General features: G+C 52.9%; 20 protein-coding genes and 1 tRNA gene. 10 read left to right on the top strand and 11 right to left on the bottom strand.

Features of this window, described 5'->3' with window-relative positions; genetic code table 11:
* Positions 1 to 90: 90 nt before the first annotated feature.
* Entirely contained in the window at positions 91 to 972 is an 882-nt protein-coding gene (locus LQZ21_RS10265; protein ID WP_411044243.1) for a sigma-70 family RNA polymerase sigma factor, read from the bottom strand.
* A gap of 446 nt (positions 973 to 1,418) precedes the next feature.
* Between LQZ21_RS10265 and LQZ21_RS10270 the strand changes: the two genes are divergently transcribed.
* Positions 1,419 to 1,685 (top strand): co-chaperone GroES, encoded by a 267-nt coding sequence (locus tag LQZ21_RS10270; RefSeq protein ID WP_411044244.1) that lies wholly within the window; start codon positions 1,419 to 1,421, stop codon positions 1,683 to 1,685.
* A 427-nt stretch (positions 1,686 to 2,112) separates the two neighbouring features.
* Here the strand turns inward: LQZ21_RS10270 and LQZ21_RS10275 are convergent, their stop codons facing one another.
* The 4 genes from LQZ21_RS10275 to LQZ21_RS10290 form a co-directional block, all read right to left on the bottom strand.
* Positions 2,113 to 3,843: a tetratricopeptide repeat protein gene (locus LQZ21_RS10275; protein WP_411044245.1), complete on the bottom strand. Its 1,731-nt coding sequence runs from the start codon at positions 3,841 to 3,843 to the stop codon at positions 2,113 to 2,115.
* 2 nt (positions 3,844 to 3,845) lie between these two features.
* Positions 3,846 to 4,292 (bottom strand): transcription antitermination factor NusB, encoded by a 447-nt coding sequence (nusB, locus tag LQZ21_RS10280; RefSeq protein ID WP_411044246.1) that lies wholly within the window; start codon positions 4,290 to 4,292, stop codon positions 3,846 to 3,848.
* 2 nt (positions 4,293 to 4,294) lie between these two features.
* Positions 4,295 to 5,359: a peptidyl-prolyl cis-trans isomerase gene (locus tag LQZ21_RS10285; RefSeq protein WP_411044247.1), complete on the bottom strand. Its 1,065-nt coding sequence runs from the start codon at positions 5,357 to 5,359 to the stop codon at positions 4,295 to 4,297.
* 195 nt (positions 5,360 to 5,554) lie between these two features.
* Complete coding sequence (locus tag LQZ21_RS10290) at positions 5,555 to 7,339, bottom strand: alanine--tRNA ligase (protein WP_411044248.1); 1,785 nt, start codon at positions 7,337 to 7,339, stop codon at positions 5,555 to 5,557.
* A gap of 413 nt (positions 7,340 to 7,752) precedes the next feature.
* Between LQZ21_RS10290 and LQZ21_RS10295 the strand changes: the two genes are divergently transcribed.
* The gene (locus tag LQZ21_RS10295; RefSeq protein WP_411044249.1) at positions 7,753 to 8,451 is read left to right on the top strand and encodes a hypothetical protein; all 699 of its coding nucleotides are present in this window, start codon (positions 7,753 to 7,755) and stop codon (positions 8,449 to 8,451) included.
* 47 nt (positions 8,452 to 8,498) lie between these two features.
* Here LQZ21_RS10295 and LQZ21_RS10300 read toward each other — a convergent pair whose 3' ends face one another.
* A complete protein-coding gene (locus LQZ21_RS10300; RefSeq protein WP_411044250.1) occupies positions 8,499 to 9,191 on the bottom strand; it encodes a porin family protein in 693 nt (230 codons plus the stop codon).
* Between the two features lie 238 nt (positions 9,192 to 9,429).
* On the opposite strand from LQZ21_RS10300, the gene LQZ21_RS10305 reads away from it, so the two are divergent.
* The 4 genes from LQZ21_RS10305 to LQZ21_RS10320 all read left to right on the top strand — a co-directional run bounded on the left by LQZ21_RS10305 (position 9,430) and on the right by LQZ21_RS10320 (position 13,174).
* On the top strand, positions 9,430 to 9,762 hold the full coding sequence (locus LQZ21_RS10305; RefSeq protein WP_411044251.1) for a helix-turn-helix domain-containing protein: 333 nt from the start codon (positions 9,430 to 9,432) through the stop codon (positions 9,760 to 9,762).
* Positions 9,763 to 10,056: 294 nt separating this feature from the next.
* A complete protein-coding gene (locus tag LQZ21_RS10310; protein WP_411044252.1) occupies positions 10,057 to 10,608 on the top strand; it encodes an ECF-type riboflavin transporter substrate-binding protein in 552 nt (183 codons plus the stop codon).
* Positions 10,605 to 12,344 (top strand): ABC transporter ATP-binding protein, encoded by a 1,740-nt coding sequence (locus LQZ21_RS10315; protein WP_411044253.1) that lies wholly within the window; start codon positions 10,605 to 10,607, stop codon positions 12,342 to 12,344. Before LQZ21_RS10310 ends, LQZ21_RS10315 begins: the two co-directional genes overlap by 4 nt.
* Positions 12,341 to 13,174 carry an energy-coupling factor transporter transmembrane component T family protein gene (locus LQZ21_RS10320; protein WP_411044254.1) on the top strand — a complete coding sequence of 278 codons (834 nt, stop codon included), beginning with the start codon at positions 12,341 to 12,343 and terminating at the stop codon, positions 13,172 to 13,174. The genes LQZ21_RS10315 and LQZ21_RS10320 overlap by 4 nt, the downstream gene beginning before the upstream one ends.
* Before the next feature lie 252 nt (positions 13,175 to 13,426).
* Here the strand turns inward: LQZ21_RS10320 and LQZ21_RS10325 are convergent, their stop codons facing one another.
* The gene (locus tag LQZ21_RS10325; RefSeq protein WP_411044255.1) at positions 13,427 to 14,521 is read right to left on the bottom strand and encodes a 6-phosphofructokinase; all 1,095 of its coding nucleotides are present in this window, start codon (positions 14,519 to 14,521) and stop codon (positions 13,427 to 13,429) included.
* A 63-nt stretch (positions 14,522 to 14,584) separates the two neighbouring features.
* Here LQZ21_RS10325 and LQZ21_RS10330 point away from each other — a divergent pair, with 63 nt between their 5' ends.
* Positions 14,585 to 16,726: a putative glycoside hydrolase gene (locus LQZ21_RS10330; RefSeq protein ID WP_411044256.1), complete on the top strand. Its 2,142-nt coding sequence runs from the start codon at positions 14,585 to 14,587 to the stop codon at positions 16,724 to 16,726.
* Here LQZ21_RS10330 and LQZ21_RS10335 read toward each other — a convergent pair.
* On the bottom strand, positions 16,723 to 17,955 hold the full coding sequence (locus LQZ21_RS10335) for a PilZ domain-containing protein (RefSeq protein WP_411044257.1): 1,233 nt from the start codon (positions 17,953 to 17,955) through the stop codon (positions 16,723 to 16,725). The genes LQZ21_RS10330 and LQZ21_RS10335 overlap by 4 nt on opposite strands.
* A gap of 8 nt (positions 17,956 to 17,963) precedes the next feature.
* Positions 17,964 to 18,539 (bottom strand): hypothetical protein, encoded by a 576-nt coding sequence (locus LQZ21_RS10340; RefSeq protein WP_411044258.1) that lies wholly within the window; start codon positions 18,537 to 18,539, stop codon positions 17,964 to 17,966.
* Between the two features lie 94 nt (positions 18,540 to 18,633).
* Here LQZ21_RS10340 and LQZ21_RS10345 point away from each other — a divergent pair, with 94 nt between their 5' ends.
* From LQZ21_RS10345 to LQZ21_RS10355, 3 genes are all read left to right on the top strand, one after another.
* Positions 18,634 to 19,914, top strand: a complete 1,281-nt coding sequence (locus LQZ21_RS10345; RefSeq protein ID WP_411044259.1) for an HD domain-containing protein — start codon at positions 18,634 to 18,636, stop codon at positions 19,912 to 19,914.
* A 15-nt stretch (positions 19,915 to 19,929) separates the two neighbouring features.
* A complete protein-coding gene (locus LQZ21_RS10350; protein ID WP_411044260.1) occupies positions 19,930 to 20,652 on the top strand; it encodes a late competence development ComFB family protein in 723 nt (240 codons plus the stop codon).
* A 94-nt stretch (positions 20,653 to 20,746) separates the two neighbouring features.
* Positions 20,747 to 20,819 (top strand) — tRNA-Pro (locus LQZ21_RS10355).
* Between the two features lie 28 nt (positions 20,820 to 20,847).
* On the opposite strand, the gene LQZ21_RS10360 is transcribed toward LQZ21_RS10355, so the two are convergent.
* Both LQZ21_RS10360 and LQZ21_RS10365 read right to left on the bottom strand, forming a co-directional pair.
* Entirely contained in the window at positions 20,848 to 21,252 is a 405-nt protein-coding gene (locus LQZ21_RS10360) for a type II toxin-antitoxin system HicB family antitoxin (RefSeq protein WP_411044261.1), read from the bottom strand.
* Positions 21,253 to 21,278: 26 nt separating this feature from the next.
* Positions 21,279 to 21,461: a type II toxin-antitoxin system HicA family toxin gene (locus LQZ21_RS10365; RefSeq protein WP_411044262.1), complete on the bottom strand. Its 183-nt coding sequence runs from the start codon at positions 21,459 to 21,461 to the stop codon at positions 21,279 to 21,281.
* Positions 21,462 to 21,494: the final 33 nt, after the last annotated feature.

Here is a 21,494-nt window from a genome sequence, read left to right on the forward strand (position 1 = left end):
CAAGAATAAAATGCAGGGCATTTTATTCTAATTGCTTACGCAATAAAGAAACAACATGACCATTCGGTCATGTTGTTTCTGCGCGGGTCCTTATGCTACATACGCCTCCAAATACCGCTGCCGGGAAGGATGCTGAAGCCGCTTGAGGGCCTTTTTTTCGATCTGCCGGATCCGCTCTTTGGTAAGGTTGAAACGGTCGCCGATTTCCTTGAGGGACATGGGGAGGCTGTTTCCCAGGCCGAACCGGAACCGGATAATATCCGCCTCTTTTTTGTTCAACGTCTTCAATACCGTTTCAATGTCCTTTTGCAGGGTCACCTTAACCGCATGTTCATCCGGGGAAACGTAATTTTCATCCTCGATAAAATCTCCCAGTATCGAAGAATCCTTCTCGGTGTAAATGGGATTTTCCAGGGATACCAAGTCCCGGCTGATGTTGATCAGATCCGACACCTGACCCACATCCATATCCAGGAGCCGGGCGACTTCGTTTATTTCCGCGTCAAGGTTGCTGTCGGACTGGACCATTTTTCGGGCCTTTTCAATCTGAACCAATTCATTGGCCCGGTTAAGGGGGAGCCGGATCATCCTGGATTTTTCGCAGATTGCCTTAAGGATAGCCTGACGGATCCACCATACCGCATAGGAAATAAAGTGATACCCCTTATCCACATCGTATCGTTCTATGGCGTTTAAAAGGCCGATATTACCTTCACTGATCAGGTCCGAAAGGGGAAGCCCCTGGCCCTGGTATTTTTTTGCCACATTAACCACAAAGCGCAGATTGGAATTTACCAGCTTATCCCGGGCCACCCGGTTGCCCTTGGCCGCCGCCCGGGCCGCCGTGTCTTCTTCCTCTCTCGTTAAAAGAGGGATCCGGTTGATTTCTTTTAAATACATGGAGAGAATATTTTCATCGGTTCCTGAATTTTTAACCGTCGTCTTATTATTAATAGTTTTAGTTACCGCCACATATACCTCCTGTAGCCTTTGTTATAAATTATATAGCAAGAACCGTGCCAAGAATGGCCCAAGGGAGAATATTTTTGATAAATTTTTGAAACCGTAATTCTATACAGGATAAGGAATTAGCAGAAAAGGAAAAAAAGAGAAGGCATAAAAAAGCCATAAATTCCCGTGGCTGCCTTGCCTTTTATCAAAAAGGTCCAAAATGACACACTCTGATAATTTTAGTCAAAATATGGGTCAAATTAGGGCATATTTCGGGGAATATTTCAAAATCCGGTATTTTAAAAATACCCCCAAAATCCTCTCTACCGGTGTGGGGGACTGGTAGCCGGGTAAAAGATAAGCTTTTACCCCGAAAAAAACACTTCTTTCTTGACCATTGGGGTGTTTTTTCGTATATTCTATTTATCCTAATATCCCATAATTATCTAATACAACGGAGGTATCCTATGAAAGTAAAACCCTTGGCTGACCGGGTCATGGTAAAACTTGAAAAAAACGAAGCCAAGACCGCAGGGGGGATTATTATCCCCGACACTGCCCAGGAAAAAACCCAGACAGGCACGGTGGTGGAAGTTGGTGATGACAAAGATGTGATCAAGGTTGCGCCGGGTCAAAAGGTTATGTATGACAAATACGCCGGAACCCAGGTAAAAATCGACGGGGTGGAACACCTTATCTTGAAAATGTCGGATATTATCGCGGCTATCGAATAATCGGTTCATACGAAACCGGGGAAGCGGTACAAGCCCCCCGGTTATCCATGGTCTGACCGGTTAAGGGCTTGCCCGAAAAGTTTTGGATGACTATTTGGGCGGCCTTTTTTTTGACCCTTTTGCCGGCGTTTGCCGGCCACGGTTTTTCTCAAATCTACCCGTCTCGCGCTAGAGGCTTGCATTTTTTCAATTAATAACTCATGTTATGCAAGGGTCCCAAGGAGAGATTTTGACCACGAACATCACGAACCACACGAACAGAAACAAAGACAAATTGGCGTTTTCACCGATAGTTCTTTCCTGCTTTCCCACGAACAAAGGAAAGAATTCAGGTATAAATTCCGGAATATCGAAGCAAAAGTTCGTGATGTTCGTGTCGTTCGTGGTTAATTTCTCTTTCTCTTTTGCAATCGGGTGTTGCGCGGGTTCAACCCCCCTGGTTCTCCGGGCGGCGGAGTTCCAGCCGGATGTTGAGATTCTCCGGGTCCAAATTCCCGGCGCGCTCCAGGACCTGGCGGGCTTCTTCAAAACGGCCCAGGGCCCGCAGGCAGCGGGAGCGGTATAACTGTATCCGGGCGGCGTCTTTTTTGTCCCTAACCCCGGCGGATGCCGCCTCATAGTAACCCAGGGCCGCGGCATTGGATCGGCGGGCCTCAAGGATCCGGGCGATAGTGGCGTCCGCCTGCCAAAGCTGACCGGACAACTCCCTGAGCAGGGCTTCCCCTTCATCCAGGCGGCCTTCCCGGGTTAAACGTAGACCCTGGTTGAGTTTTATCCAGGGGCCCTCCAGGTGGTTTTCCCGGGCGGTTTGGATAAGCACGGCGGTCTCGTCGTACTGCCGCTGCCGGTCAAAATAATACGCCCCCCATTGGTAGAGCCGTTCATCCCGGGGATGCCGGTCCAGGAGCAGCCATAATTCCGCCAGGGTCCGGTCTACCGGCCACTGGTCCCGCCGGCGTTTGAAAAGCTCCAAATCAAAGAGCCCTTCACCGGTCAGGTCCTGTTCCTCAAGAAGGGTTATGGCCTGGGGACTGTCCAGGAGCCGGCTATATCCGATGATCCCATAGGTCAAGCCGGGACCGGGGGCATGCGGTTGCTCCGAAAAAAACCGTTCCAGGGAAGCGATTTTTTCCTCCGGAACCGTGGAGGTGGAGGCCAGGTTGTAGAGGCTTCGGGATATCCGGGCCTGGTCTTGGGAGCTGTTTTGGGGGGAGGCCAGGGCGCGCCAGATATTCCGGGCGGTATCGCCATGACCCGAAAGCCAGAGGGCGTCGGCCTGCCGGGCCAGGCTTTTTTCATCGGGAAAACGGGAGAAAAGCTCTGCCCCTTGCAGGGGGTCCCCAAAGTCGTACAAAAATTCCGCCGCAAAAAGGAGGGTCGCCGAGGCCGGGGGCCCGGCAATTCCCGGGAGACCCCGGCCGTTTTCCCGGGGGGATGCGATCAGGGCGTTAATTATCGCCTCGCATCCCGGGGTATCCCCCGCGAGCAGCCTGAGGATCCCCTGGTTTACCAAAAATTGTTCCCGCTCCGTTTCCGAAACCAGGGGGATTATCGCGGCAAAAAGGGCCTCCGCCTCGGGGATACCCCCGGCGCTTTGGGGATCCGCCATTTTTCCGGCCAGAACTTGGAGGCTTAACGCCAGGGGGAGGAGGGAGGTTTTCCGGATTCGGGACAGGTGGTTTTGCAGGGTCTCCGCGGTTTCTCCGGCGATCAGGGGATCCCCCAGGAACAGGGCCTCGGCGGCCAGGGCCGCCAGGGGTTCGGAGGAAGGAAATTCCCCGCTGATCCGCTCCGCCGCCTCGGCGTAGGCGGTGATAAAGGCCCCCGTTACCTCCGGCGGAAGGCCGGCATACCGGGCGAGGCTTCTGCGGCGCTTGAGAACCGACAGGTGGGACTCCACGCTACGGGCCTTTTTTTCAAGGTCGTCGAGGAATGCATTGAGCCGTTTCGGAACCGCCGTTTCCGGCATCTGCGCCAGACGGTCGAATTCCGCCAGCTTCCGGGTAAAATCCCCGGGGGGCCTCCCGGTTTCCGCCGTGGTCCCCCACAGGAGGGTGAAAAAAAATATTCCCCCCAGCAGGATCAGGGAAAAAACGCCCCCCAGAATACAGGTGATTTTAAGCGAAAGGATCATCGGGAAGAAATTCCGGCGGGCCATGGTTATTCCGGCGAGCCGCTGCCGGCTTTTTCGCTTTGGAGGGTTTTCCGGATACTATCCAGGACCCCGTTTATAAAGCGGTAGGAATCGTCGGTTCCAAATTCTTTGGAGATCCCGATGGCTTCGTCAATAACGATGGAAGGGGGCACCTCGTCCTGAAACATCAGGGTATAGGTACTCATCCTGAGTACCGCGAGGTCAACCCGGTTAAGCCGGGAAAAATCCCAATTTTTAAGGTGGGATCGGATCATGGCATCCACCGCATTGCTATTTTCTATGGTTCCCACCACCAAAAGCCGGGAAAAGTCCGACATTTCCTTATCGGGAACCTTTTCCAGCCAGGAAAAATCCAGCAGATCCGGGGAAACAGAGGGTTCCCCCGGCGAAACGGCGTCCCAGGAATACAGGGCCTGGAAGGCAAGGATCCGGCCTTTCCTCCGGGATGCCATGGCTACCAGCTCAGAAGAAAATTCTCGCGGATGGTAACCGCATTTCTTCTGGCCCGGAGTTCGGCGATGAGTTCTTCCTGGGCCTTCATGGTGGCCTCCTGCAAACGGCGCTGGGTTAAGGTTCCCGCGATTTGTTCCCGAACGGTCATGGGGGGGCCGGGCTGTAATAGCACGTCGTTTAAGGAAAGGGTTTTCATTTCATAGGTTCCGGTAACCTTGATGATAAGAAACCCCTGGGGGGTCTCAATCACCCCGGAGATCGCCCCCTGGGGCAGGGAAAAGGCTATGGTAAGGAAGTTCTCGCCCACCGAATCCAGGAGTTGGGGGTTCCGGGGAAGGTATCTTCCCTCTTCGGAAATATACCCCGCCCCCTGGGTTTGTCCCCGGATAACCGCCTCATCGAATTTGGCGGGACTGGAGCCGATATCCCGTAACAGCCGCTCCGCGTTTTCCCGGGCCCGGGTTCTGTCCGCCGCTGTCGCCCCGCTTGCCAGGGGAAATTGGATATAGGAAAACCGTACCGTGTCGGGCTGAACAAACTGGGTTTTATACAGATTATAGGTGTCCAGGACCTCCGCGTCCGTCGGGGGCTTAACCGACGATTCCAGGCCCGGTCGTTTTAAACGGAGATATTGCTGGGCGATAAGTTGTTTACGGATCAGGTCCCGGTACGCGGGAAGTTCCATGCCGGTCTGGCTTTTGATGAGGGAGGCAAATTCGGCGTCCGTGGGCCGCTTGCCCAAAGATTGGCTTATGCCGGATCGGATCTGCTGAAAATAGGTATTAAGCTCGTTTTCGGACACGGCGATCCGTTCCTGTTCGGCGGCCTGGAGGATAAGCTTCTCATCGATCATCAAATTCAGAATTTCCAGCCGCAGTTTCCGTTTTTCTTCGCTGCTGAGGGCCCGGCCGGCCTCAATTTTTTCGGTTTCGGTCCGCAGCTGTTTGACCATAATAGGTTCACTTCGAACCAGATTGACCGTTGCGATGGTTTGTAAATCCGTTTGGGCAAACCCCATCCCCGTGATTAAAAGAAAAAGCAGACAAATAGATAAAAAACGTTTCATACTCATCCTTTGGAAAAAACGGTTTGACCTCCCTAGGGCGTCCGCTTTTCCTCTTAAATCTAAGGAGTCCGTTTCAGCATCCGTATGTTGAAACAACCCCTTATACTAAAATGACCAAGACCGGCATAGGTTTCAAAAACCGGCAAATTTTTAGGGTATTTCAAAACCCGGGCGAGCCTTGCAATACCTTTTTTTCTATTCCAATACCGCCCGGATCCGACGGACCCCGGCGGAGGAAGATTGCTCTTTTTGTATTTTGAAGTTCCCCAGGACGCCGGTATGCTCCACATGGGGACCGCCGCAGACTTCTTTGGAAAAATCCCCCATGGTATAGACCCGTACCTGGGATTCGTATTTTTCCCCAAAAAGGGCGATGGCCCCGGCTTCCTTCGCCTCGTCCAGGCTCATCACCGCCATGGTAACCGGAAGGTCCCGTTGGATCTGCTCGTTTACGATGGCCTCCACCCGGGCAAGCTCGTCGGCGCTCATGGGGGCCCCGTGGGAAAAGTCGAAGCGCATCCGTTCCGCGGTGATATTGGATCCCTTCTGGGCCACATGATCCCCCAGAACCATACGGAGGGCCTTGTGTAACAGGTGGGTGGCGGTATGATATTTTGTTGCCATTTCCCCCTGGTCCCCCAGGCCCCCCTTAAACACCTGTTCGCTCCCCGCCCGGGAAAGTTCCTGGTGTTTTTTAAAGGCCTCGTCGAATTCGGCCCGGTTTACGGTCATCCCCTGTTCCGCCGCCAGTTCCTCGGTAAGTTCCAGGGGAAAGCCGTAGGTGTCGTAGAGTTTAAAGGCCAGGCGGCCGGATATGATCTTCCGGGGGTCCTTTAAGAGGTTGGGGAGGAGTTTTTCAAATTCATGTTCCCCCTTTTGCAGGGTTTCCAAGAATTTCTCCTCCTCCTGGTCAAGCTCTGTGATGATAAAATCCCGCTGCGCCGCAAGTTCCGGGTAGGGGCCGGCGAATTTTTTTATCACCGCGGCGGCCACAGAGGAAAGGGGCCCCGCCATCCCCAGTTTGCGGCCGTGCCGTACCGCCCGGCGGACGAGCCGGCGCAGCACATACCCCGCCCCCACATTGGAGGGGCTTACCGCCTTGGGGTCCCCCAAAATAAAAACCGCGGACCGCACATGGTCGCAGATGATCCGGATCGACCGGTCCCGGTCCCCGTCGGTCCCATAGACACTGCCCGAGGCCTTTTCCACGGCTTCGATAAGGGGGGTGAAAATTTCCGTATCATACACCGATTTTTTCCCGTTCAGGATGGTGACGGTCCGCTCTATACCCATTCCCGTGTCCACGCAGGTCCGGGCCAGGGGGATATATTCCCCTGCGGCGTTTTTATTGTACTGCATGAACACGTCGTTCCAGATCTCAAGCCACTTCCCGCAGGAACAGCCCGGTCCGCAGTCCGGCCCGCAGGGATCCTTCCCCATATCGATAAACATCTCCGAGTCCGGTCCGCAGGGTCCCGTGACCCCTGCGGGGCCCCACCAGTTATCGGCCCGGGGCCGGTACCGGATCCGGTCTTCGGGAACCCCTAAGCGCTTCCAGGCCGCGGCGGATTCATCGTCCCGGGGTATGGCTCCCTCCCCCTCAAACACCGTTACCCCGATTTTCTCCAGGGGTATCCCCAGCCACTGGGGGGAGGTGAGGAACTCGAAACTCATCTCTATGGCCCCTTCCTTAAAATAATCCCCCAGGGACCAGTTCCCCAGCATTTCAAAAAAGGTGAGATGGCTGGCATCCCCCACGGAGTCGATGTCCCCGGTGCGGATACACTTCTGGTAATCCACCAGCCGCTTCCCCGCGGGGTGTTCCTCCCCTAAAAGGTAGGGGACCAGGGGATGCATCCCGGCGGTGGTAAAAAGCACGGTGGGATCGTTTTCGGGGATCAGGGATTTCCCCTCAATCTGGGTATGCCCATGGGAAGTAAAAAACCGGATATAAAGGGATCGGAGTTCTTCGGCATTCATACTTTATAGTAGGGGAGGAAGGGGGATTCGGTCAAGACAAGAACGGACCGGCCATAAATGGGAGTTGAAAAAAGAAAAAATATGATATATTTTAGTATAAAGAGAGCTTTTATGGCTCTTGACCTGGGGGCGGGGGATATTTTTCGTTACCCTTTTTATCTGTCCGCTATGGCGGAAGGGCTTTCGGCCCATATTAGAGAAGGCAGACGGTGCAAGTACCAACCTATTTCAATGATCTTAAAGTTGATTTAAACGATGAGCATCTTTTTCCTGCGGATATTTATGAGCGGACAAAGAATAATCCGAACCCCGCCGTATCATCTCCCTGCATACCGAGGAATGATTCGCTTGATGCCTATGCGCATACCCTCACCCAAGAAATACTCAAATCCTTAAAGGGGTAAATTTCAATAATGGGTTCATTCGACGCCTTATTTCCTGATCCGATGGATTGTTATTTTGTGCTTTTTCAGGATGCAGTCTATGAACATAATAAGGCCGTGCAATATACCTTTAAAAACGGCGAATTTATTCGTAGAAACAGGGTTACTGTCGTAAATAAAATTAAGGATATGTCAAATCTTGTTTATGAAAACTTTGCGCAGCAGGATCCTTCATTCAAGAAATGTCATCCCCTTATAGATTACCCGGCATTACTATCGGTGCTTACCCGTTATTCCAGGGATATTTACGGATTTCGCCGAATTACCGCCAAAATACACGATTTGAGCGGCAAAATTGACGAAGCGCAACAAAAATATCTTGAACAAATAGTCATAGACGGGGCTGATTTTGGTTTTAAGATTCCGTCAGAAAATCCGTATGTTGATCGGCAAGCCGCGGTACTGCTCTATTGGTTTTCTGTTCTGAAACCTTTTCACCTGGAATATGACGAAATCGGCGGTCCTATCCCCCAGCCATACATTCAGGCTTATTTTAATGAGTATTTTTCTTATTTTCTTGTTTGTTTGGCCCTTCATCCCCAGTCCATCGATCTTGAAATACATCAAAACAAAGATCAGTTTGAAGAGTTTTTAAATCAATTACATTTCAGAAATCTTTCAAGATCTTCCCTGGAATTTTTTCTCCCCTATAACAAAAATTCAGAATAGTTATGCGGCTGTTTCAAAACCGAAGTTTTGAAACAGTCGCCCAGCCGTTATTTTTTCCCGCCCAGTAAAATTTCATACCCGGCGGTTATGTTGATCCCCCGGCGTTTAAGCACTTCCAAAGTTTCCCCGCTCTCTTTAACCTTTACGGGATTAAAATCTATGATAAAACGGACATCGCCGATAATCCGCCCCGGTCCTATGGGGAAGCCTCCGTATAGTCCCACGGCGATACCGTCGGTGACACCATCTGAATCCAAATCAATGCTATACCTGTCGGATGAGAGTTCAATGTCCCCCAGGGGGATGGAAAGATAGGGGCCGGCCAGGGCGCCGAACAGGGCCGGTTTGGTGATAAAATCAAACCGTATCAGCAGAGGAATATCCAGGGAAGAATATTTTCCCTCTATTTCTTCCGTCGAATATCCGGGGATAGTTATTTCCCAGGTCTTTTTTTGGCCGAACATAAAATTGAATTCTCCCTGGACGGCGAGTTTATCGGTAAAATAATAGCCCCCATAGGGCGACAGGACAAAGCTGGCGCCGGATTTTTCATCCACGGAAAGGGAGATGCCGTATGATTGAACTTCGGCTTTTGCCTCGTCAATCGAATCGTCTATATACTTTCCATTTCCATGAAAACCGATACCCACCCCCAATTTAGCGCCGAAGAAGGGACCTGCGGAGTAAACCGCCGCGCTCACCATGACCAAAACAACCATCACTGCAAACAACCTTTTCATCATCTATCTCCTTGGTAAAAAATTTATGTGTTGGGATGGCAATACCACGGGCCCTAAGCAGCCGGTCGTGCCCTTGATATCCAACTCCCTATACATACGCCGCCGGGGGTATTGCTCTGCAGGCTGTTCAGCAGTATCCGTCGTTAAATAATGCTAAACAGCATAAAATAATACAATAATACCGCTAATATGCATAATGTCAAGATCGATTTATGCTGTTTTAGATTATGCTCAAAAAATGGGATTTCGAGAGAACCTTAAAGCTGAACTCAGCTACCGGGGTATGCTGGTAAAGGAACTCGCCGTATTATCGGGGGTAAGCAGGCATACCCTGGACAACTACCTCAATGTCCGGGGGCATATTCCCTCCGCGGACATTGCCGTCAAAATCGCCCGGGCCCTGGGTGTTTCCGTGGAGTATCTCGTCACCGGGGAAGAAATTTCCCGGGAAAAAGCGGTTCAGGACCGGGAACCCCTGGTATTACCGGAGGAGAGCCGCTTGCTAAATGAAAGCGACCGCCGGCTTATTTACGGGATAGTCCAATTATTTTGCCACCAACGGAAAAGATAATCTAACTCCTCACTACTCCCTCCTAACTTCTCCCTCCTGGTGGTATCATAATATCCTAGTATTCCGATAAATTTATTATATATCTTGCATAAATTTATTATTTCGGATAGAATCCTTTTATTAATTGCGGTGTCTTCAAAATTTATTATATTGAAGATACCCCGGGGAAAAACCGTCCCCACCGCCGGTTTTTCAACAAAATCTACGGCTGCGTTTCAAAACCATGGTCGGGAACCGGGAGATTTGAAAGACAAGCATAGCTTGTTACGCAGCATGACCCAAAGGAGTTTTATTATGGCGAACAGATTTATTTCCGTCAGAACCGTCGTGGCCATTGGGATCGGGGCGGCCCTCCTCTTCGTGCTTATGCGTTTTTTGGCGATTCCTTCGGGGGTTCCTAATACCAACCTCAACCTGGGAATTGCCATATTAACGGTCTTTGGAGCGATCTTTGGCCCCATTGCGGGGATCCTCATCGGTTTTATCGGTCATACCCTGACGGATCTGACCTGGGGAGGGGTATGGTGGAGTTGGGTTATCGCCGATGCGATTTACGGGCTGCTCATCGGTTTGTTTTGGAAATTTTACCGGATTGAGGAAGGCCGGTTCGGTATAAAGGAGGCGATCATCTTCAACGGTATCCAGATCCTCAGTAATATCGCGGCCTGGGCTTTTGTTGCCCCAACACTGGACATCCTGATATATAAGGAACCGGCGGAAAAGGTTTTTCTCCAGGGCCTGGTGGCCGGGGGCCTTAACAGCGCCGTCGTCCTGATCCTGGGGACCCTTCTGGCCCTGGGCTATTCCCGTACCAAGGTGAAGGCGGGCAGTTTGAAGTCTGAATGAGCGGCAGGAGCCCCGAACCGGTCCTGGTTTTTAAGGATTTTACCTTTCAATACCAGGCCCAGGCGGAGCCGACCTTATACGACATCAATTTGACGGTCCACCGGGGGGAAAAGATCCTTATCCTGGGGCCTTCCGGGTCGGGAAAATCGACCCTGGCCCATTGTATCAACGGTCTTATCCCCCATGCCTTTACGGGCCGCGGTACGGGCTCCTTGACCATTTTAGGGGAGGATGCCCGGTCCCTGGATATCTTCGATATCTCCAAGAAGGTGGGGACCGTCCTGCAGGATACGGACGGTCAGTTCGTGGGGCTCACCGCCGGGGAGGATATCGCGTTTTCCGCGGAAAACGATTGCGTCCCCACCGCCGAGATACACCGCCGGGTGGTGGAGGCGGCGAAATTGGTTGATATGGAAGGCCACCTGAAAAAATCCCCCCAGGATCTTTCGGGCGGTCAAAAACAGCGGGTCTCCCTGGCGGGAGTCCTGTTGGAAGATACGGAGTTGCTCCTTTTTGATGAACCCCTGGCAAACCTCGATCCCGCCACGGGGAAAGAGGTGGTGGAGCTTATCGATAAGCTTCACCGGGAGACGGGGAAAACCATCCTCATCATAGAGCACCGTTTGGAGGATGTCCTCCACCGGCCGGTGGATCGGATCGTGGTTATTGACCGGGGCCGGATCATCGCGGACCTCCCCCCGGGGGAGCTCTTGGCGGCGGACCTGCTGCGGAAGACCGGGATCCGGGAACCCCTCTACATCAGCGCCCTCCGCTATGCCGGCATCGCCATTGCCCCGGGGATGGGGCTTGAGTCCCCGGCTTCCCTCAGGTTTGATCCCCGGCCGCTGGGGGAATGGGACCGGGGCCTTCGGGAGGAGCCGCCGGAAAAGGCCGGCCCCCCCCTCCTGGAAATACGGGACCTGGGTTTTGATTATCCTGAAGCCCCGGCGGGCCGCCCGGTGCTGCAATCCGTCTCCTTTACCCTGGTACGGGGCGGGTGTACCAGCCTGATCGGAAAAAATGGGGCGGGAAAATCCACCCTGGCAAAACTCATCTGCGGTTTTATTAAGCCGGTTTCGGGCCGGATCCTCCTGAACGGAAAAGACCTGGGGGAACTATCCATCAAGGAACGGGCGGAGCGGATCGGTTATGTGATGCAGAACCCCAACCAGATGATCTCCTTTCCCCTGATCTATGACGAGGCCGCCCTGGGCCTGCGGACCCGGGGGGTGGGGGAGGGGGAAATTCGGGACCGGGTCCACGAAGCCCTGGGGATCTGCGGCCTGTACCCCTTCCGGAACTGGCCGGTGAGCGCCCTCAGCTACGGTCAAAAAAAGCGGCTGACCATCGCGGTGATCCTGGTCCTGGGGCCTTCCCTGATCATCCTGGATGAACCCACCGCGGGGCAGGACTACCGCCATTATTCGGAGATCATGGAATTTCTGCGCCGCTTGAACCGGGAACAGAACCTTACCCTGCTTTTGATCACCCACGACATGCACCTGATGCTGGAATACACCTCCCAGGCGGTGGTCCTCTCCGAAGGGAGAGTCATTGCCGACGCCGCCCCCGCCGGGGTCCTGACCGATGACGAAATTATCGCCCGGGCAAGCCTCAAACGGACCTCCCTCTACGATCTAGCCCTGCGGGGAGGTATTCCGGACCCCCGGGGTTTTGTCCGGCATTTTATTCAGTACGAGCAGGGGGAAGGCCGGCGGCGGGGGGGTCCGGGATGAGCCGGTTTATGCTTGCCTATATCGACCGGCCCTCGCCGGTCCACGCCCTTTCGGGGGCCGTCAAATTCATCGTTTTTTTGCTCTGGTCCGTCCTGGGGATGGTGAGTTACGATACCCGGGTGATGCTCTGCCTGTGCATCCTGGGCTTTCTCCTCTTCAAATTCTCGGGGATCAAATTACGGGACATTTCCTTTATTTTTAAGATGCTTTTTTTATTTATGTTCCTTAACCTGGCCGGGATCTACCTCTTCGCCCCCGAACAGGGGGTGGCCATCTACCATACCCGGCATGTGTTAGCCCGGGGCATAGGCCGGTACACCCTGACGGCGGAACAGCTTTTTTATGAATTCAATGTTTTTTTGAAATACCTTTCGTTAATTCCCGCCGCCATAATGCTGATCGTCACCACCAGCCCCAGCGAATTCGCCGCCTCCCTGAACCGTATCGGGGTACCCTATACCATCGCCTATGCGGTGAGCATCGCCCTGCGGTACATCCCCGACGTGCAGCGGGATTACGAGGCCATTTCCCAGTCCCAGCAGGCCCGGGGTGTAGAGCTTTCCCGGAAAACCACCTGGATAAAACGCCTTACCGGGGCCGCCCGGATCCTCCTCCCCCTGATCTTCTCTTCCCTGAACCGGATCGATGTGGTAAGCCATGCCATGGAACTCCGCAGCTTTGGAAAGTACCCCAAAAGGACCTGGTATTCCTACCGGCCCTTTACCAAAGCCGACGGGGCGGTTGCGGCCGCGGCCCTCCTCCTTTTTATCCTGGGGTTCTGGGTTACCTTCCGCAACGGCAGCCGGTTTTATAACCCCTTTACCGGATAAAAACGGCGGCTATTACCAAATAACCCGATATATCAAAAGAGATTTAACCACGAACGACACGAACCACACGAACAGAAACGAAGATAAATTTGCGTTTTCACCGGTACTTCTTTCCTGCTTTCCCACGAACAAAGAAGAGAATTCAGGTTAAATGCCGGAATATCGAAGCACAAGTTCGTGGTGTTCGTGTCGTTCGTGGTTGATCCTATTCTTCCTGCATAACATGGGTAAGTAATCCTTTTGCAAAGGACCTTACCCCATGCAGGTCCCCACCGCCAGGGCGGTGTCGATCATATAGTGATCCTCCGGGACGTATTTGACCTTGCCCGCGGGGATGCTTAAATCAATGGAGCCGACCTCATTGCCCAAAAGGGCGGCCATCCTGCCGTATTTCCCCTTGGCCAGGAGTTCCGCCGCGGCGGTCCCCAGGCTCGTAGCCAGGACCCGGTCCGAGGCGCTGGGGATCCCCCCCCGCTGTACATAACCGAGCACCGTGGCCCTGGTTTCCATCCCCGTCTCCGCCTCAATCTCCCGGGCCACCTTATACGCCAGGGAAGGGTTCTGCTCCCGGTATTTCTTCCGCTCCTTTTTATCCATCCTTGCCTCCTCCACCGAGAGGGCCCCTTCGGCGGCCACCACAATGGAAAAGCCCCGGCCGCTTTGGAAGCGTTTTTCCAGGTGCCGGCCGATGGCCTTGATGTCGTAGGGTTTTTCCGGGATCAGGATCACATCCCCGCCCCCGGCCACCCCGGCGTAGAGGGAAAGCCAGCCGGTTTTATGGCCCATAAGCTCGATCACGATAACCCGGTTATGGCTTTGGGCCGTGGAATGAAGCCGGTCAATGGCCTCGGTGGCGATGGAAAGGGCGGAATGGAAGCCGAAGGTACGATCCGTACCAACGATGTCGTTGTCTATGGTTTTGGGAAGGCCGATGATATTAAGCCCCTCCTTGGCCAGAAGGTAGCCGGTGGTATTGGTCCCGTTTCCCCCCAGGACCACGAGGCAATCCAGGTTGAACTTACGGTAATTTTCCTTGATGGCCTCCACCTTATCCGCTTCCAGGGCATGGTCGTAGTCGCCGGGTTTGGATTTAAAGGGTTTTTCCCGGCTTGTCCCCAGGATGGTTCCCCCCCGGGTAAGGATCCCGGAAAAATCCCAGGGGGTCAGGAACCGGGCATCCCCCTCGATAAGCCCCCGGTACCCGTTGGCAATCCCCAGGACCTGCATATGGTACCGGTCATAGGCCGCCCGGCATACCCCGCGGATAGCGGCATTTAACCCCGGACAATCTCCACCGCTGGTTAAAATACCGAAAATTTTGGTAAGACTGTTCCCATTATTTCCCATATCCATAGTATAATCATGGGGGCGGTACTGTACTAGTCTTGGCATGTGGGGTAAAGTTTTTATATGAAGAAGCTTTTCCAAGGAATAACGCTTTTTTTTGTCCTTTTCCGGGCTTATTGCCCCCTTCCGGTTTTTGCCCAGACCTTCCCGGCGGGGGGGGCCATGCTTATCGGGACCGATACGGGCTTATACAGTTTGACCGCCCACGGAAATGTCTTCCCCCTCAGAACCGGTCTGGAGGTGCGGAAAATCCTGCGGGCCGGTTCTTTTTGGGCCGCCCTGGGAGAGCAGGGGGTCCTGGTTTCCCGGGACCTGTGGAACTGGGAAACCAGGAACGAGGGGCTTCCGGTAAAAACCATCAAGGTATACGAAGGGGGGCAAAAATCTTTTATGCCCCTGATCCAGGAGATAAAGGACCTGGAATATAATCCGGGGAACCCGGATATTATGGTCTGCGCCACCAAGGATATGGTTTTTCTTACCCGGAACGGGGGGCTCCGTTGGGAGAGTTTGGGGGCGCCCCCCTATCGTTCCAACGGAATTAAGGCGGTGGCGGTGGCGGAACTCCCGGAACTTACGGTGTTTCTTTCCCATAGTATTTACGGTATTTATTATATTACCCCCGGCAAAACCGGGGCCCAGTGGACGGAACTGGGCGACGGGCTTGAGAAAATGGAAACCACCAATAACCCCGATGAAGTTTCGGATATCGCCGTGGTTTTGCCGGAAGAGGAGTCATCCCCCGGGGAGATCTATGTTTCCCAGACCTTCCGCCGCCGTATATACCGCTTAAACTGGGCGGAGAAGCGTTTCCTCCCCCTCTGGTCCGACCCTGCGGAGGAGGGCGCCGTAGATTCCCTTTCCGCTGGAAAAAGGGCCCTCCGGTTTATCCGGGACGGGGCCGTCATGGAAATCTTCCCCCGGGATCCCTCCCGGGAGGGAAGGCAGCGGCCGGATATCAAGCGGATCATCGCGGACCTTCCCCGGCTTGTCGGCGGCAAGCCCCAGTGTCTTTTTATGGATAACCCCGATGATGAGCCTATTACCCTCTCGGAACTTTGGCTTTTAGACGGGGCCGCCGGGAACGGCGGTTCCTATGCGTATACCGCGTCGGCTAAGGAGGGGATCTACCTGCCGGTAAATCATACCATGGACGAGAAAAGCCTTAACCCGTACCTGGATCTGCTAGAGAACCGCGGGCTTAACATGGTGGTGGTGGACATGAAGGATGATTGGGGGCGTCTCCGGTTTACCCCCCGCAACCCGGCGATTACCGAGAAGGGCCGGGTTTTCAGGCCCGTGGATATCGATCAATTTCTTAAAACCATGAAGGACCGGGGAATTTATACGGTTGCCCGGATCGTGGTTTTTAAGGACCCGGAACTCGCCGGGAAGGCGGGGGGAAAATACGCGGTTTGGGATTCCCCAACCAACCGGCCCTGGACCGGTTACTATGACCGGCGGCAGCGAAAACCCCCTCCCGGCCAGGCCCCGGCGGAAAACCAGGACCCCCTGGTCCAGATCCTCCCGGCGGATGATCCTGAGTATGAGATTGTCCGAACCTTCTACGATGAACGCTGGGTGGACCCCTATTCCGAAGAAGTCTGGGAATATATCGCCGCCGTCTCCCAGGAGCTCCATGAGCGGGGGTTTGATGAAATTCAGTTTGATTATATCCGGTTTCCCACCGACGGGGTTAACCTTGGCAATGCCCGGTACCGTTGGCGGGAAGAGGGGATGGATATGGAAAGCGCGATCCTCTCCTTCCTCCGCCATATCCGGTCCCGGATCAATGCCCCCATTTCCATTGATATTTACGGCGCCAACGGCTGGTACCGGACCGGGGCCCGAACCGGGCAGGAAGTGGAACTTTTGGCTCCCTATGTGGATGTGATCTGTCCCATGTATTACCCCAGTCATTTTGAGCAGGACTTTCTCGCCCAGGCCCCGGCGGAACTCCGCCCCTACCGGATCTATTACCAGGGTATCAAACGGACCGCCCGCATCGCCCGGAACAAAATTGTGGTACGGCCCTATGTGCAGGCCTTTTTCCTCAACGTTGCCTATGACCGTACCTACTATAACGCCGATTATGTCCGCCGGGAAATAGCGGGGGTTCGGGCCGCGGGAAATGCCGGCTTTACCTATTGGAACAATTCCGGCCGTTACGACGACATCCCCCTTCCCGGTTCCGGGGCTCCCTAAACTTCGCCGGCCAGAAAGGCGGCGTCCGCATCCGTCAGGGGTTTACCGTAGATATATTCAAAGAGAAACCGCATATCCTCCGGGGCCATATCCAAAAAACGGCAGCCGAAATAGCCCATGGAATTATCTCTATACTGCCGGACTATCTTGGCATTGGTCTGGATGGTCCGGTTGGGGACGCTCAGTTTGATCGCCAATTCACTGTCCGGCAGCAGGGCGGCGGAAAGCGGTGAGTGGGGATAGGCAAAAAGCAAGCCCGACGCGCTGATATCAATGACCTTGCCGTCAATGGATTTGTTTTTTAATTTACCCGTCTCAAAATATCCGTTTACTTTTAAAGAAAAGGCAAAAACACTGGTAAATTGATAGAGGATCGTTACAATGGAAAAATTAAAGGGGGGCATTCCTTCGCTATTAATCCAGGCGTGGACATACCCAATGACGTATTCCTGGAAAAGTATAGGAATCCAGACGTCGGAAAGGATCCCGGCCTCGTATTTTCCCCGGATAAACCGGTCGAGGGCTTCCTCCAGATGGTTTTCTCCGACCCCGGTACTTTCCAGATAACGAAGGAACATTTCCTCGGTGATAAGTCTTTTTTTTGGATAGGGATCGGTCTGGGGCAGTTTGGACAGGGTCGAAGGGAGGAAAAAGGCCTTTCCGGTTTCGGCGAGGAGCCGTTCTTCGACGGTGGTGGGTTTTACGTCCTTAAAAAGGACCAGTTTATATCCATTGGCGTTTTTCTTAATCCATTGGGCTAATTGCATAACCAGCCCCGAGAAGTTTTTAATATCCACCCGCTGCATAAAATCGCTCAAGCCCTCGGGTTCATATTCGGATATCTTGGGATAACTGAGGACGTATCGGTCTCCCAAAAAATTGAGCTGAATCTGAAGGTCCTGGGGGGTGCTGACCCGGGAGTAGGAACGGGCCAAATTTCTGAAGAGAACTTCCGGCACATCGGTGACGATAATATTGTCCTTAATGGTATTTACCCTTACGGAAAAGCTCACAAACCGGCCCCGGTAGTCAAACATAAGGTCCATCTTTTTTTTAAGTCTAAGCCCTTCCACGGGATGATCCGGCCTGAGATAAAGCGCGTCTTTAACCGGCCGATCTACGGTCAGCACATATTCCGTGCGGTTATACCAATATCTAATCGGCAGCTTTTCATCGTAGATGGTCTTGAGGAGAAAATCTTTTTCGATTCTTTTAATTGGTGTTGCCATAGTTTCCCTTAAAAAAATCGTTCATAGGGCGAAAAATCGTATTTGTACGGTTCTTCCCCTTCTCCTATAGCTTTTATCGTTTCTAATATGATCTCTTCAAGAAACCAGTTGTTGTTTTCTTTTCGCAGGTATAATTCCCCGGCTATTCCCTGTCCGCTGCCGATAAACCGGAACAGAAAAGAAGTGCTTCCGTCGACTTCTTCCTTGCCCCCGCCCAGATGGTATTTACGGGGACTCACCTGATCAAGGGTCCTGAAAAAATCATCCCAAAAAGCGCTTCCCAGGGATGTAAGGAGCCGGGAATTTCTATTTTTGTAGAGCAGGGCTACCATAAGACTCCGGGCAAAAACATAGGCATCCTCCGCTACCTGTCCCCGACCCAATTCGCCGATGAGTACATCCCGGGGATAACGAAGGGCTTCCCCCCGCTGGGGCCGCAGCAAAACCGGAGGGATAGTTCCAACACTGGGAATATCTGCTGCGGGAATTGTATCATTGCTTTGGGAAAATGAAAAGTCTGGTCCCCAAAAACATAACGAGCCTCCGATAAGAAGACCCATAAAAGCAACCATTTGCCTTTTCATGCAACAAAGTATACTATACTTATGGAAAAAAGGTCAAAGGGTATCTGGCTAGGAGAGGCCGGTACTATTACTATTTTAGTAAAGGAAAATAGCCATGGGGAATGACATTTACGCGGCCCTTCGGGAGGGGTTCACCGACCCCATCCGGGACGTACTTTGGGGTCATATTTATCTGACCCCCCAATTAGCCGCCCTGACCAAGTCCGCCCCCTTTATGCGGCTCTTTCGGATCTTTCAACTCGGGCCTGCCTATGGGACCTATCCCGGCGCCACCCATACCCGGGCGGCCCATTCCATCGGGGTGTATCACCTGGCCCGGCGGCTCCTCCTCAACCTGGCCGAACGGGGCGCGGACCGGTGGCTTAGTTTTACCGGGGGCCGGTCCTTCCTCTGCGCCGCCCTGCTCCACGATCTGGGACACTTTCCCTACGCCCATTCTCTCAAGGAATTGCCCCTGGCCTCCCATGAGGAATTAACCGGTAAAATCATCCTGTCGGAACCGGTAAAAAGCCTGGTGGCCGATGCCGGGGGAGACCCCTATTTTACCGCCGCTGTCGTGGATGTTGCGCTGCCGGCACATAAGAACCAGGAGTTGGTTTTTTACCGGAAATTACTTTCCGGGGCCCTGGATCCGGATAAACTCGACTATTTGAACCGGGACGCCCGGTATTGTGGGGTACCCTATGGGGCCCAGGATGTGGATTTTATCTTCAGCCGGCTTCATCCCCAGCCGGAGCGGGGTTTTGATATTGATTCCCGGGGAATCCCCAGCGTGGAATCGATCCTTTTTTCAAAATACCTGATGTACCGGTCGGTCTATTGGCACCGGTCGGTTCGATCCGCCACGGCGATGATAAAAAAGGCCCTCCTCGCCGGGCTTAACGCGGGGGCTATTGCCCGGGAGGAGCTTTACAACCTGGATGACCAGGGTTTATTTACCCTGATGGCCGGCCGGCCCGTGCCCCTTTTTTCCCTGGCGGAAAAAGTCCGGGACGGGTATCTTTACGGGTCGGCGGCGGAATTCCCCTTTGATGAGTCGATTCACCGGAGTTTATTGGATATCGAACGCCGTTATTACCATGAACAGGCCCTTGCCCGGGAATTTTCGGAACTTATCGGAAGACCGGTACCTCCGGAGGAGCTTATTATTGATTTACCCGAGCCGATTTCCTTTGAAACCGGACTGTATGTACGCGATGAGGGCCATTATTTTTCCGAAAGTTCCAGTGTCTTTAAGACCCAGGGGGGGGACGGGTTTATAAAAACTCTGAGGATTATCCGGATTTTTGTAGCTCCGGGTTATGAAAATGATATAAAATCCGCCGGAGGGCTTTTTGATATATTGCATAAAAAGAAAAAATGGTTACAGTTATAGATGGTGAGGTAATTTATGGATGTACATAATACAATTGAGGATGTTGTTTTTCGGGCAATTAATGAAATTTTTGATGAGATTGATAAGGGGGATAATCCTCATGGACTTTGTACCTGTAATCAGTGCCGCCTTGATACGGCTTGTTTTGTATTGAACCGCGCCAGTCCCTATTACATCATATCAAACCGCGGGGTTGCCCGGGTTGAACAGGAACCCATCGAGCGGCAGCAACTGGAAGCGGATATTGTTTCGTTAATCCACGAGGGACTCAAGCGGGTAAGCCATAATCAACGGCCCTATTCCAGCCACCGGGACCATACCGTTGCCGATAATGAGCCCTCGGACCGGCTTGTATTTAATATCCCCACCATCATCGGCCGCTTATTTAACGGAATAAATTTTGAGCCCCTGGCGGATATTGTGGTAGAGCTCTACCAGGATGGACAATTGGTAGGGATGAAGGATAAGAATTGGCAAAATCCCTATACCCTGGTAAAAAACACGAAAGGAACCTTTACCTTTTGGCCCGAAGCCATCCCCGCGGAGGGGGAAAATATACACCGGATCTTTAAATACGCTATCAAGGTTGATGCGCCGGGGATGGAGGCGCTGCATCATTTCTTTCAGATCCCGGTTACCAGCGAATTAAAATCCGTCCGCTCCTTTTCCATAAACCGGACCTTTAAGATACAGGACCTTTATATGTTCCCCCTAGGAGGCGACGACGAGGACGATTAGCCCGTTGCTCTATCAAACCGGGTTTATGTCCTGCCGCCGGAATTGATCATCCCGTTGTTTTTATGTATGATACCTCGAAAGTAGATACGTTTTTCGGGATGTAGCCTAGAGGCTAAGGCGCTTGCTTTGGGAGCAAGAGATCGGCGGTTCAAATCCGCCCGTCCCGAGTCGGATGAAGTTTAAGCCGCCTCTTTTTCATTGGACAATATGCAGATATTCCTTCAAACCCTGCTGTAATATCTGGGAAAAAGGCGCATTGGCCTTTTCCGCCTGATGGTTAAGCCATGCAGGAATTGACAGGGTTTTTTTGACAGCCCGCGTATCATTTTGCCGCCGGTACTCGTCAGTATCGGCGGCAACGAGATTCACAAACTGGTCCGGAAATTTGCAGAGCTTGGTGATTTCTCCTTGACCGGACGCCGGGGGTATGAACTCACCCTTATTCTCCGCATCCCACAACCACATTTCTATGGCATCCTGCGCCATATAGATGGCTTCCGCTAAACTGCTTCCGAACATGTGAAGCCCCGGTAAATCGGGGACACTGACCAGGATATTCCCGTCTTCGGGAGTGAAAATTGCCGGATATACATACTTCATTCGTTTCTCCTATGTCCGACTTGAGCCTACTCCAGCCCTGCGTCCTTTAGGATAGATTTTGCCGTCCCTTTTGGGATGTCACCGCTATGCCGGGGTATAGGGATCTTTACTCCCGGCATTTGCGGGTTTGTCGCCATATCATGTCCTTTACCGTGGGTGATCACCCATCCGGATTGGGTTAGGATTTTTTCAAGCTCCCGCTTGGTCATTCTTCATCCTTAATCAAAAATACACGTAATATT

The sequence above is a fragment of the Treponema sp. TIM-1 genome (genome assembly GCF_046533115.1).
In the GTDB taxonomy this organism is placed as follows: domain Bacteria; phylum Spirochaetota; class Spirochaetia; order Treponematales; family Breznakiellaceae; genus JAIRMO01.